This window comes from Pseudomonas sp. B414, from assembly GCF_055408445.1.
The window spans coordinates 1-12188 of sequence record NZ_JBUZTQ010000018.1; the positions used below are offsets into that span (position 1 = coordinate 1).

A 12188-nucleotide genomic window follows, 5' to 3' on the forward strand; every position below is an offset into this window, starting at 1 on the left:
ATGATCGCGCGCTCTTCAACGCTGAGTTCGGAATAGGACATAGGGGCAGCACCGTACCGGAAAGGTCAGGTGTTGCACTCAGTTTTCGCGGCCGCCCAGATATTGCCCAGGCCACATCAAGCAGCGTCGCTCACAGATAGACCCATACGCTTAATTTGAGTAGGCCCAGCCTTTACTGTTAAATTGGCAGCGTGTTGCCCTATTTTCGCCTCTGGCGAGGGCGCATAGGCTGACGAACTCACGTGTCCAGCGCCTCCATTTTTTCTGAAGCGAACCGTGTGCAATCAGCTCTTCCTTGTGATCCATCTTAATGTGAGTCATTGAAATGTTGAAAATCGTCCACCTGATAACAGGTGCAGCGGCCTTGCTGCTGTCCTTTATTCCCAGCCTGCAATCCGAAGCTGTACCTTACCTCCAACATCCTGATGCCCTTTACCTGGCGTTTTTTGGCCTGCTGAACCTGACACTGGCCCCTGTCATTCCGTTCTGGAATAAAGGCCCGCGTCACCAACTGCAAAACCTGGTCAGCGCCCTGCTGGTGCTTTCCGTTGTTCTGCAAACACTGACCCTGTTCGGACTTCTGCTGCCGATCGGTGATCAGCCTGCTGTACTGCTCGGCCTTACTCCTGCTGTCATTGCCGTGCTGCTGCATCTTGCTGTCAGCTTCTATAAATCTTCACCTTCGTCATCCTCGCAAAGTTATGACATGACCAACCGCGATACAGGGACGGTCAAATGGTTCAACACTTCAAAGGGTTTCGGCTTTATCTCCCGAGATTCCGGCGATGATATTTTTGTCCACTTTCGCGCCATTCGTGGCGAAGGCCACCGTGTTCTGGTGGAAGGGCAGCGTGTCGAGTTCTCGGTAATGAACCGCGACAAGGGCCTGCAGGCCGAAGACGTGATCGCAGCATTGCCGCGCCGCTGATTCAAGCCTGAAAAAAAACCGCGATCAGCCTGGCTGAATCGCGGTTTTTTTATGCCTGCACAAAAAATCAATAGTGCGGCGGCGGAGCCTCTTCTTCAAAAGACTCGAACTGCCCGCCCATTTCCTCCTGGCGCTTGAGCAAGGCAGCCATCTGCATCTGCAGACGATCCACCGCGTTCTGCTGGGCCACCAGCACATCATTCAATGCCTGAATGGTGTCATCCTGAAAAGCCAAGCGGCTCTCAAGGTCCATCACTCGCGCTTCAAGCGTCACGATCAACCCTCCGAAAAAGTAAAACTTGCGTCAAGAGCCGACGCCAGCCTGTCCCGGACTGCGCGCACATCTGCCGGCGCATAGGGTTTTGCAGGATGCTTGCCCCAAACCGGCCCCGGCCATGCCACGTCAGCCTGGTAACGAACAATCACGTGCATATGCAACTGACTGACTACATTCCCCAGCGTGGCAACATTCATTTTATCCGCACCGTACAACGCTTTCAGCACCCGCGCCAAAGCCGTGGTCTCAGCCCACATCAGTTGCTGATCAGCGTCATTCAATTGAAACAGTTCGGTTATACCCTCGCGTCGCGGCACCAGGATAAACCAGGGGTAATTCGAGTCGTTGGAAAGCAGCAAGCGGCACAAGGGGAAGTCCCCTATCAGCCGGGTATCCTCTTGAAGACGTGTATCCAAAGCGAACACTGGGAGCTCTCCTGTTTGACCGTTCATTTCAGCTCAACCCGGCGCCCGATGAAATTTATCGCAGGCCGGATGACAGAAACCAAGGATACCCTTGATTGCGGCCAGCATCACACGCACACGCGAAATGTCGCGATGCACCCCCAATCAACAGTGCTCAAACACTTGTGCACCAAAACTGCACAAAATGGATGTTTTTAGTGCGCCAAAACGTCACCTACCACCCCAGCAGGTGTTAACCGGTAACGTTTTAGGCGCACGTCCAGGACAAGAACGGCTCCTTGCAACAAAAAACAAGACGCCAGATACTGCCTTATCGCCATTTGACCCAAGCAAGATCAGGCCTGATAGCTCAAAAACGGACAAAATTATTTATTTTTCATTCACCCTGGATTTTGAGCATGCTTGTTGCATAGACCATTGGCATAGTCGCCAGGCCTGAGCAGGAGCGCAGCAACCTGACGATAAATAACAATAGCTGGACCGTAGGAATTTGGAGTTTTCATTGTAGGCAATGTGAAATTAATCATGTGCCTTACACTGGAAACAGCACTGAATAGATGCTGGAAAACGGCTCTAAGCTACGCGCTTGCGACATGTGGGGTGCGATTTGCGACATAGCTGTAAAGAAGCTGAAAGGTTATGAGAGCAAGTATCGCCAACAATGGCGGCGTGATATAAGTTTGCGCCGACACAAAAAGAAAGAGCCGCCCAGATAATAAATTCAGGTGGGACGGCAGTACTCTTCCTAAAAACCAAAGGAGCAAATCACGATGCGCGTGATGAAGTGGAGCATGATCGCCCTGGCTGTTTCAGCCGGCACTACTCAGTTCGCAATGGCTTCGTCCCAGGACGAATCCAAGGGTTTTATCGAAGACAGCACACTGACTTCCAAAACCCGCATGCTGTACATGAACCGTGACTTCCGTAACGGTGCTGGCAACAAGCAGCAGGCCGATGGCACGTTCAAAAGCGGCTACCGTGAAGATTGGGGCCTGAGCGAACTGCTTAACTACCAGTCCGGCTTCACTCAGGGCACCATTGGTGTCGGTGTTGATGCGTTCGCCATGGGTACAGTACGCCTGGACGGCGGCGCTGGTCGTCAAGGCAACGGCCTGTTCGCCAGCAAGAGCGACGGTTCTCCGGAAGATACCCAGTCGAAAATCGGCGGCGCGGTTAAATTCCGCCTCTCCGACACCGAGCTGAAATACGGCAACCAGTTCGTTGCCAGCCCGGTTTTCTCCACTGACGACAGCCGTTTGCTGCCAGAAGTCGCGACCGGTACCTTGATCACCAGCAAGGAAATCAAGGGCCTGGAACTGACTGCAGGTCGCTTTACTGCACTGAGCTCGCAGACCGGCATGGCCCGCGACAGCATCAACGGTAAAGGCGAGCCAGGTTTGACCGCGGCCAACATTGCCGGCGCTACCTACCAGTTCACTGACAACTTCGTGGGTGGCATTGCTGCTTCCGATGTTGATGACTACTTCAAGAAGCAGTACATCAACCTGAACTACACCCTGCCGATCGCAGAGTCTCAAGCCCTGAACTTCGACTTCAACGGCTACAGAACCTCGAGCCAGGGCCAGGAACTGGCTGGCGACGTAGACAACAAGATCTGGAGCTTGGCAGCAGCCTATAGCCTGGGCGCGCACAAGTTCACCATCGCTCACCAGCGCTCCACCGGTGACAATGCCTACTACTACGGCGTAGATGGCGGCGGCTCCATTTTCCTCGCCAACTCCGTACAGTACTCCGACTTCAACCAGCGTGACGAACGCTCCTGGCAGGGTCGCTACGACCTGAACATGGCCAGCTACGGCGTGCCAGGCCTGAGCTTTATGGCTCGCTACGTCAAGGGTGACAACATCACCACCACTGACGGCGAAGGCAAAGAGCACGAGTTCGACTTCGAGACCAAGTACGTACTGCAGGAAGGCCCGGCCAAAGACCTGTCTTTCCGTCTGCGTAGCGCGATCTACCGCACCACCAGCAACAACGGCAATGACGTTAACGATTTCCGTCTGATTGCTGAGTACCCACTGAACATCTTGTAATCATTGCCTTCGGGCAATAGTTACAAAGACTGCGTTTAGTGAAAGCCACACCCTGTCTCAGGGTGTGGCTTTTTATTTATCCGTGTAAAAGCCACTTATATAGCAAGCTAACTAACAACATCAAATGCAACTAATTATCAGTTGTCTATATTTACCCGCTGTTGCATTCACCACTCATGACCACAAGCGACAAAAACAATTAAAGGGGCATGCGCCCCTTTAATTGTTTGCCCGTGCCTGACTCAAGTATCAGGTTTCGTTGCCGTCCTTATTGCGTTGCCACTTCCTGAACCACACGAACAACACGCTGTGGGAAAGGAATATCAACGCCTTCGGCTTTCAGGCGATCGCGCGAATGCTCGTTGAGCATAAACAGAACATCCCAGTAATCCGGGGTGTTAACCCAAACACGCAGAGACATGGTGATCGCACTGTCGCCCAAGGCCGTAACCACAACCACAGGAGCCGGCTCTTTCAACACGCGAGGGTCATCAGCCAGGGCCAGCAACACTTCACGCACCTTCTGCAGGTCCGCTTCGTAGTCCACGCCCACATCAAACACCACCTTGCGCGTCGGTTGGCGGTTGTAGTTGGTGATAATGCCGTTGGACAGATTGCCGTTAGGCACGATGACGGTCTTGTTGTCACCGGTACGCAGCACGGTGTGGAAGATCTGTATGCTGTCGACAGTCCCGCTCACGCCTTGCGCTTCGATCCAGTCGCCGATCTTGAACGGGCGGAACAACAGAATCAGCACCCCGCCGGCAAAGTTTGCCAGGCTACCCTGCAACGCCAGACCAATGGCCAGGCCTGCCGCACCAATGGCCGCGACAAACGAGGTGGTCTGGATACCGATCATCGAGGCGACACTGACAATCAGCAACACCTTGAGAATAATATTGGCCAGGCTGCTGATAAAGCCCTGCAGCGCCAGGTCAGCCTTGCGTAATGCCAGCAAATGCCCGATTTTGGTAGTCAGCCGGTTGATCAGCCACCAGCCCACCGCCAGCGTTACCAATGCCAGCAGCACACGGCTGCCGTATTCCATGATCATCGGGACCCAGGCCTGTGAGGCCTTGATCAATTGATCCACTTCAGTGTTCAAATCCATTTACATCTCCTCGCGCCAATACCCGGCTGCGTCATTTACTCAGCAAAACCATAAAGCAGCCGTAGCCGCTAAATCGTTTGTGCAGCGCCCAGGAAAATCGGACGCCAATGAGCGCCAGAGGTTCCCAGGCCTGTGATCAGTCGCGGAAGTTATTGAACTGCAGCGGCATGTCGAAGGTTTTGGCACGCAGCGCAGCAATGGCTTCTTGCAGGTCATCACGTTTTTTACCGGTGATGCGCACTTGCTCACCCTGAATCGCGGCCTGAACCTTGAGCTTGGCATCCTTGACGTGAGCGACGATTTTCTTCGCCAGCTCTTTATCAATGCCTTCCTTGAGCACGGCTTCCTGCTTCATCAATTTGCCCGAAGCATAAGCGTCCTTGACCTCAAGGCACTGAACGTCGATCTTGCGCTTGACCAGTGCCAGCTTGAGGATCTCGATCATTGCTTCGAGCTGGAAGTCGGCTTCAGCGGTCAGGTTGACCGTCAGATCCTTCTCCTTGAACTCAAACGTGCCTTTGCCCTTGAGGTCATAACGACGGTCCAGCTCCTTGACGGCGTTCTCGACGGCGTTGGTGACTTCGTGCTTGTCCAGTTCGGATACCACGTCGAACGACGGCATGTAATTTTCTCCAATAATAAAGGGCGCGCTCAACACAGATGGAGCACGCCTGGCCTGACAGTTAAAATGCGCGGGCATTATAGCGGTTCTTCGACTTCATTCACTTGCGAGCTCACATGCCTGATTCAGCCCTGCCCCATGACCAACCCGACGCCCTGGCCACAACCAGTGTCACCTGGCACATTCTTGGCGCCGGAAGCATGGGCATGCTGTGGGCCACGCGATTGGCGCGAGCGGGCCTGCCAGTCAAGCTTATCCTGCGCAACACCGAGCGCCTGCAAACCTATGAAGTGGCGCAAGGATTGACCCTGATTGAAGACGAAGATTCGCAACAATGGGCCATCAGCGCGCAAATCCCTGAAACGGACGAGCCGATCCAGCGCCTGCTGGTCACATGCAAAGCCTATGACGCAGAGCAGGCCGTTGCGCAAATCGCCGGGCGCCTTGCGCCGAATGCCGAACTGATCCTGTTGCAGAACGGTCTCGGCAGCCAGCAGGCGGTTGCTGCCCTGGTGCCGCAAGCACGCTGCATCTTTGCCTCCAGCACTGAAGGTGCCTTTCGCGATGGCGACTGGCGCGTGGTGTTTGCCGGCCGCGGCTACACCTGGCTGGGTGATGCTGATCAAGGCCCGGCCCCAGAATGGCTTGAAGAGCTGCAACAAAGTGGCATTGCCCACGAGTGGAGCCCGAATATTCTGAGCCGGCTCTGGCGAAAACTTGCCCTCAACTGTGCGATAAATCCGCTTACAGTCCTGCATAACTGCCGCAATGGCGGCTTGCAGGCCCACAGCGCTGAAGTGGATGCACTGTGCACCGAACTCGGCGCCCTGCTTGAGCATTGCGGCCAACCCGATGCTGCGGTTGATCTGGCCATGGACGTGAAGCGGGTGATACAGGCCACCGCCAATAACTATTCATCGATGCATCAGGATGTTACCCAGGGTCGTCGCACCGAAATCAGTTACCTGCTGGGCCATGCCTGTGAAGCCGCCTGCAGCCGAGAGCTCGCTGTGCCGCACTTGCAGCAGTTGCACCAGCGCTTGACCCATCATCTGCAACAGCGCGGATTGCCCTGCAACTGAGGCCCGCGCTACCCTGCCTGTATGTTCTTTTCCAAGCGGTCACCCCATGCCTTTGCGCCAGCGCCTTGAAAACCTCCCGGTAGGCCAGAAGTTGCTGGCCGCCCTGCTCGTCCTGCTGGCTGCGGTATTGCTAGTGGCCAATTTGACCTTTATCAGCGTGGCGTACTGGATCTCCCACGAGAGCACCGCCCCGCAGGCCTTGCAGACACTGGGGCAACTGACTTCCAATCCCGACCTGATCGTCCATGCACTGGACTCGCCGCAGAACGCAAAAGCCCTGCTCAATGAAATTGGCACCTATGCCCCCCTTCGCTCTGCAGCAATCTATGACAGCGCCGGCAATCTGCTGGTGCAATTGCAGCATGGCGAACACCTGCCGCTCCCTGAGCACTATCGTCAGCTTGAGGCCTGGAGCCTGACCGAACTGCGCAGTCATCAGGTGACACGCCTGTACCACGGCGACCAACCGCCCGGGCATTTGCTGTTGATCGCCAGCAGCGAACTGCCCATGGCCTTCTATACCGGCACCCTGACTGCCAGCCTGGGCATCCTGTTATTCAGCGTTTTACTCTGGTTTGTGGTGGCCCGACAGATCAAACGCCTGATCACTCAGCCCATTCACCGCCTCGAAGAATTGTCCCGCCAGGTGACTCGCGAGGAAAATTACGCATTACGTGCCGCGCCGGGCAACAACGATGAAATCGGCAGCCTGGCAGAGGCGTTCAACACCATGCTGTCGCGTATTGAAGTGCGTGACCAGGCACTCAAGCGCGCCCGGGACGAAGCCAGGGAAGCCTACGACCAGGCCCAGGCGCTGGCCGAGGAAACCCGCCACACCAATCGCAAGCTGGAACTTGAGGTGCAGGTTCGCAGCAAAATCGAGAAAAAACTCACCGGCTTCCAGAACTACCTCAATTGCATCATCGACTCCATGCCTTCGGCCCTGATTGCACTGGATGAAGAACTCTATGTCACCCAATGGAACCAGGAGGCCAGCGCCCTCTCCGGCACCCCCCTGGACGATGCCATGAGCAAGCCCGTTTACCTGGCCTTTGCACCCCTGAAGCCGTTTCTGCCACAACTCAAGGACACCATCGAACACCAACGGGTGGTGAAAATTGAACGGGTGACCTGGGGCCATGGCGAAGAAGCCCGCCATTACGCCCTGACCTTCTACCCGCTGATGGGTGGTGCCGGGCACGGTGCCGTGATCCGTATCGATGACATAACCCAGCGTCTGACATTGGAAGACATGATGGTGCAGTCGGAAAAAATGCTCTCCGTCGGTGGTCTGGCCGCTGGCATGGCTCACGAGATCAACAACCCGCTGGGCGCCATCCTGCACAATGTGCAGAACATTCGCCGTCGCCTGTCGTGTGACCTGCCGAAAAATATCGAGCAAGCGCAACAGACCGGCATTGATCTGGATGCAGTCAATCAGTACCTGCAAGCCCGGGAAATCCCGCAGCTGCTCGACGGTATTCAACAGGCCGGGGCCCGTGCGACAAAAATTGTTACCCACATGCTTAGCTTCAGCCGGCGCAGCAATCGGCAAATGAGCCCCTGTGATTTATCGGCGCTTATTGATCAGGCTCTGGACATCGCCAGCAATGATTTCGACTTGGCCATTGGCTTTGATTTCAAGGGGCAGGCCATCATCCGCCAATTTGATCCGCAGCTGGGGCCTGTACCCGTAATTCCCAATGAACTGGAGCAGGTACTGCTCAATCTGCTGAAAAACGCCGCTCAGGCTATTCATCAACGCACCGAAAAAAGCGAGCCGGGGCGTATTATCCTGCGCACCCGGCTGAACCCGCCGTGGGCTGAAATACAGGTCGAAGACAACGGCGTTGGCATGCCGGAGGCTGTGCGCAAACGGATTTTCGAACCCTTTTTCACCACCAAGGAAGTTGGCCAGGGCACAGGCCTGGGCCTGTCGGTGTCGTACTTCATCATTACCAATAACCACAAGGGCCAAATGGAAGTGCACTCAAACCAGGACCAGGGCACCTGCTTTACCCTGCGCCTGCCGTTGGCTGGCAACCTGCTGACCACCCCCGAATCAACCAACGTGGAACTGTAAACATGGGCTTTCGTTTATCGAAAATTTACACCCGCACCGGCGACAAGGGCGAAACAGGGCTAGGGGACGGCCGCCGCGTACCCAAGGATCACCCGCGGATAGAAGCCATCGGCGAAGTCGATACGCTAAACAGCCAGCTAGGGCTGCTTCTGGCCGGGCTTGTCGAGCACAGCGAACAGAATCCTGGGCTCTCAGAGTTGATTGACGTACTTGAGCCTTGCCAGCACCGCTTGTTTGATCTGGGCGGTGAGTTGGCGATGCCGGTTTATCAGGCGCTCGACAATGCCGAAATAGAACGGCTGGAGGCAGCAATTGATCGCTGGAACGAAGAGCTGGGGCCGCTGGAAAACTTCATTCTGCCCGGCGGTTCGAGCCTGATCGCCCAAGCCCATGTTTGCCGCAGCCTGGCCCGCAGTGCCGAGCGCCGCTGCCAACAGCTTAATGCACTGGAGCCGCTGGCCGGGGTGGGATTGGCTTATATCAATCGGCTGTCTGACTTGCTGTTTGTCGCGGCACGCCTGATTGCCAGGCGCCAGGGAATTGCCGAGATCCTGTGGCAGGCGGCGGCAAAACCAAAAGCCTGATAGCAGATCAGACACCCCCCCCCCCTGCGGGAGCTGGCTTGCCTGCGATGCTGGCGGCGCGGTCTGCCTGCCAAACCGCGGCGATCCAATCGCGAGCAAGCCCGCTCCCACAGTAGATCACACAGAGCTCAAGCCTGCGGCCAGAACCCGCGAATCCCGGCAACGCCTTGCGCACCAATGCTCCAGGCCTGCTGGCGATCATCAGGCCCCAGCCCGCCCAACAAAAACACCGGCTTGCTGAAATTGGCGATCAGTTGCTGCGCCTGCTCCCAACCCAGCGGCTCTGCATCGGGGTGAGTCTGGGTCGGCAGAACCGGCGACAAGGTCACGAAGTCCACGCCCATCTGCTCAGCCAACGCCAGCTCTTCGGCGTTATGGCATGAAGCAGCCAACCAGCGTTCTTTCGGCAGCGGGCGGCCCTTGGCGGCGTACTTGCGCAGTTGCGCAGCAGTCAAATGCCAGCCTGCCGAGGGAAAGTCCCCCAGCCACTCCAGCGGCCCCTTGAGCATCAACTGCGCCTTGGCGGCACACAAACCGGTCGCATCCACTGCCAGATCGCGGTACTTGGGGTCATAGCCATTGGGCGCACGCAGCGAAACCAGCTTGATCCCCCCGGCAATGGCCTTCTGGATACCGCGCAACAGCTCCGGGGTTTCCAGACCATCCGGGGTGATCAGGTACTGATCAGGCAAACGCGCCGCCGCCACAATCGGCTGGTTGGCCTCCGGGAACGGGTAATCAGCCAATTCACGCTGACTGACCCAAGCCAGGGGCTGACCTTCTGCACCATGAGGCTCACCGGTAAATTCCGAAACTTCCCACACATCGAGCAGCACATGCTTATCCGGATAATCATGCTGAACCTTGATCAAGGGCCGGGCAGCCTTGACCACAATACCCAGTTCCTCTTGCAACTCGCGGCCCAGCGCAGCTTCGACCGACTCCCCCGCCTCGACCTTGCCGCCAGGGAACTCCCAGAGGCCGCCTTGATGCTGAGTGTCAGCACGTCGGGCGATCAGAATCTTGCCGTCTGTGCCTCGGATAACGGCCGCAGCCACATGAACTCGTTTCACCCTTGTATTTCCTCTAATGCGGCCTGTTGCCAGGCTTTAAACGCTGGCCATTGGTAAATGGCGTCGATATAGGCTTGATCTTCGGCTGGCAGCTCCACGCGATACGTGCGAAGACGCGCTGCCACCGGCGCGAAAAACGCATCAGCCACACTCAGTTGCCCAAACAGGTATGGCCCGCGCTCGGTCGCCGCTGCGCGGCACTCCGCCCATAGCGCACTGATTCGCTCGATATCAGCCTGAGCCTCAGCGGGCATGGGGACCAGCGCCTGATCACGGCTCAAATCAAACGGCAGGTTACCCCGCAACCCGAAAAATCCGCTGTGCATTTGCGCACAGGCCGACCGGGCCTGGGCACGCGCAGCGATATCCGCCGGCCACAATTGCGCCGCCGGAAAACGTTCATTCAGGTATTCCGCGATCGCCAACGAATCAGCAATGGTGCCGTGTTCGGTCTTGAGCAACGGTACTTTGCCCGTTGCCGAGTGCAGCAGAATGTGTGCCCGGGTATCAGGCTGACCCAATTTAATCAGTTGCTCGGTATACCCAACACCCGCCAGATCCAGCACCAACGCGCCACGCAAGGACCACGAAGAGTGCAGCTTGTCGCCAATGATCAGATGGAAGCTCATATCAGGACACCTTGAGAAGAGAGAGAGAGACTGATGATGCGGGAGGTGTCACAAGCCAATCAGTACAGGATCGACTGACCGGCCCGTGATGTCGATACGACTCAGGTACGGTATTCGGCGTTGATTTTCACGTATTCGTGGGACAGATCTGTAGTCCAGATAGTCTCGCTGCAGGCGCCACGGCCCAGTTCGATGCGAATGGTGATTTCCTCACGGGCCATTACTGCCGAACCCTGCTCTTCAGTGTAAGTGACCGAACGTGCGCCACCGCTGGCAATGCAGACTTCACCGAGGAACACATCAATCTTGCTCACATCCAGATCCGGCACACCGGCACGGCCCACCGCGGCCAGGATACGGCCCCAGTTCGGGTCGGAGGCAAACAGCGCGGTCTTGATCAGCGGCGAATGGGCCACGGTATAACCCACATCCAGGCATTCCTGATGATTGGCGCCGCCATTCACTTCAACGGTGACAAACTTGGTTGCGCCTTCACCGTCGCGCACGATGGCCTGAGCCACTTCCATGCAGACTTCCAGTACAGCCTGTTTCAAGGCGGCAAACAGCGGGCCACTGGCTTGGGTGATTTCAGGCAGTGCGGCTTTGCCGGTAGCAATCAGCATGCAGCAATCGTTGGTCGAAGTGTCGCCATCGATGGTGATGCGGTTGAACGACTTGTTGGCACCATCGAGCAGCAGGTTTTGCAGTACGTCGCGAGCAACTTTGGCGTCGGTGGCGATGTAACCCAACATGGTGGCCATGTTCGGGCGGATCATGCCCGCACCCTTGCTGATGCCGGTCACGGTGATGGTCACACCTTCGTGATCGAACTGGCGGCTGGCACCCTTTGGCAGCGTGTCAGTGGTCATGATGCCGGTTGCGGCCTCAGCCCAGTGATTTTCGGATAAATCGTCCAGGGCAGCTTGCAATGCGCCTTCGATCTTTTCGACCGGCAGCGGCTCACCGATAACACCGGTGGAATATGGCAGCACGGCACTGGCGTCAACGCCCGTCAGCTCGGCAAGCCGGGCGCAGGTACGGGTAGCGGCAACCAGCCCCGGCTCACCGGTGCCAGCGTTGGCATTGCCGGTATTGGTCAGCAGATAACGAACCGGGCCTTGCACACGCTGCTTGGCCAGAATCACGGGCGCAGCACAAAACGCATTGAGAGTGAAGACACCCGCCACGCTGGAGCCTTCGGCACAGCGCATAACCACCACATCCTTGCGCCCCGCACGCTTGATACCGGCAGAAGCAATACCCAGCTCAAAACCGGCCACCGGGTGCAAAACAGGCAAAGGACCAAGACCAACAGCCATG

Annotated in this window: 12 protein-coding genes; 5 read left to right on the forward strand and 7 right to left on the reverse strand. The window is 56.8% G+C overall.

Annotated elements, in window-relative coordinates; all coding sequences use genetic code 11:
• The first annotated feature begins 325 nt into the window (after positions 1–325).
• Positions 326–928, forward strand: coding sequence for a cold-shock protein (locus tag ACZRMH_RS15815; RefSeq protein ID WP_464014203.1), 603 nt, complete (start codon positions 326–328; stop codon positions 926–928).
• A gap of 67 nt (positions 929–995) precedes the next feature.
• Here the strand turns inward: ACZRMH_RS15815 and ACZRMH_RS15820 are convergent, their stop codons facing one another.
• Together ACZRMH_RS15820 and ACZRMH_RS15825 are read right to left on the reverse strand one after the other, a co-directional pair.
• A complete protein-coding gene (locus ACZRMH_RS15820) occupies positions 996–1202 on the reverse strand; it encodes a SlyX family protein (protein ID WP_029611570.1) in 207 nt (68 codons plus the stop codon).
• Positions 1203–1204: 2 nt separating this feature from the next.
• Positions 1205–1630, reverse strand: coding sequence for an HIT family protein (locus ACZRMH_RS15825; protein WP_464014204.1), 426 nt, complete (start codon positions 1628–1630; stop codon positions 1205–1207).
• Positions 1631–2400: 770 nt separating this feature from the next.
• On the opposite strand from ACZRMH_RS15825, the gene ACZRMH_RS15830 reads away from it, so the two are divergent.
• Complete coding sequence (locus tag ACZRMH_RS15830; RefSeq protein ID WP_464014205.1) at positions 2401–3684, forward strand: OprD family porin; 1284 nt, start codon at positions 2401–2403, stop codon at positions 3682–3684.
• Between the two features lie 268 nt (positions 3685–3952).
• Here ACZRMH_RS15830 and ACZRMH_RS15835 read toward each other — a convergent pair whose 3' ends face one another.
• Together ACZRMH_RS15835 and ACZRMH_RS15840 are read right to left on the reverse strand one after the other, a co-directional pair.
• The gene (locus ACZRMH_RS15835) at positions 3953–4795 is read right to left on the reverse strand and encodes a mechanosensitive ion channel family protein (RefSeq protein WP_464014206.1); all 843 of its coding nucleotides are present in this window, start codon (positions 4793–4795) and stop codon (positions 3953–3955) included.
• A gap of 136 nt (positions 4796–4931) precedes the next feature.
• A complete protein-coding gene (locus tag ACZRMH_RS15840; RefSeq protein ID WP_007906601.1) occupies positions 4932–5417 on the reverse strand; it encodes a YajQ family cyclic di-GMP-binding protein in 486 nt (161 codons plus the stop codon).
• A gap of 116 nt (positions 5418–5533) precedes the next feature.
• Between ACZRMH_RS15840 and ACZRMH_RS15845 the strand changes: the two genes are divergently transcribed.
• The 3 genes from ACZRMH_RS15845 to ACZRMH_RS15855 are packed head-to-tail and all read left to right on the forward strand — an operon-like array spanning position 5534 to position 9166.
• Positions 5534–6499, forward strand: a complete 966-nt coding sequence (locus tag ACZRMH_RS15845) for a putative 2-dehydropantoate 2-reductase (RefSeq protein ID WP_464014207.1) — start codon at positions 5534–5536, stop codon at positions 6497–6499.
• Between the two features lie 46 nt (positions 6500–6545).
• Entirely contained in the window at positions 6546–8582 is a 2037-nt protein-coding gene (locus tag ACZRMH_RS15850) for a sensor histidine kinase (protein ID WP_464014208.1), read from the forward strand.
• Between the two features lie 2 nt (positions 8583–8584).
• Complete coding sequence (locus ACZRMH_RS15855) at positions 8585–9166, forward strand: cob(I)yrinic acid a,c-diamide adenosyltransferase (RefSeq protein ID WP_464014209.1); 582 nt, start codon at positions 8585–8587, stop codon at positions 9164–9166.
• A 128-nt stretch (positions 9167–9294) separates the two neighbouring features.
• Here the strand turns inward: ACZRMH_RS15855 and ACZRMH_RS15860 are convergent, their stop codons facing one another.
• The 3 genes from ACZRMH_RS15860 to argJ all read right to left on the reverse strand — a co-directional run bounded on the left by ACZRMH_RS15860 (position 9295) and on the right by argJ (position 12187).
• On the reverse strand, positions 9295–10239 hold the full coding sequence (locus ACZRMH_RS15860; protein ID WP_464014210.1) for a Nudix family hydrolase: 945 nt from the start codon (positions 10237–10239) through the stop codon (positions 9295–9297).
• Positions 10236–10868 carry a glutathione S-transferase family protein gene (locus ACZRMH_RS15865; protein WP_464014211.1) on the reverse strand — a complete coding sequence of 211 codons (633 nt, stop codon included), beginning with the start codon at positions 10866–10868 and terminating at the stop codon, positions 10236–10238. Before ACZRMH_RS15865 ends, ACZRMH_RS15860 begins: the two co-directional genes overlap by 4 nt.
• Before the next feature lie 101 nt (positions 10869–10969).
• Positions 10970–12187 carry a bifunctional glutamate N-acetyltransferase/amino-acid acetyltransferase ArgJ gene (gene argJ / locus ACZRMH_RS15870; protein WP_464014212.1) on the reverse strand — a complete coding sequence of 406 codons (1218 nt, stop codon included), beginning with the start codon at positions 12185–12187 and terminating at the stop codon, positions 10970–10972.
• Between the last annotated feature and the right edge of the window lies 1 nt (position 12188).

Excerpts from the sequence above, each read along its gene's own strand:
- ACZRMH_RS15840 (WP_007906601.1), bottom strand. The coding sequence starts at position 5,417 with ATGCCGTCGTTCGACGTGGTATCCGAACTGGACAAGCACGAAGTCACC.
- ACZRMH_RS15830 (WP_464014205.1), top strand. The coding sequence starts at position 2,401 with ATGCGCGTGATGAAGTGGAGCATGATCGCCCTGGCTGTTTCAGCCGGC.
- ACZRMH_RS15855 (WP_464014209.1), top strand. The coding sequence starts at position 8,585 with ATGGGCTTTCGTTTATCGAAAATTTACACCCGCACCGGCGACAAGGGC.
- ACZRMH_RS15815 (WP_464014203.1), top strand. The coding sequence starts at position 326 with ATGTTGAAAATCGTCCACCTGATAACAGGTGCAGCGGCCTTGCTGCTG.
- ACZRMH_RS15850 (WP_464014208.1), top strand. The coding sequence starts at position 6,546 with ATGCCTTTGCGCCAGCGCCTTGAAAACCTCCCGGTAGGCCAGAAGTTG.
- ACZRMH_RS15865 (WP_464014211.1), bottom strand. The coding sequence starts at position 10,868 with ATGAGCTTCCATCTGATCATTGGCGACAAGCTGCACTCTTCGTGGTCC.
- argJ (WP_464014212.1), bottom strand. The coding sequence starts at position 12,187 with ATGGCTGTTGGTCTTGGTCCTTTGCCTGTTTTGCACCCGGTGGCCGGT.
- ACZRMH_RS15845 (WP_464014207.1), top strand. The coding sequence starts at position 5,534 with ATGCCTGATTCAGCCCTGCCCCATGACCAACCCGACGCCCTGGCCACA.
- ACZRMH_RS15835 (WP_464014206.1), bottom strand. The coding sequence starts at position 4,795 with ATGGATTTGAACACTGAAGTGGATCAATTGATCAAGGCCTCACAGGCC.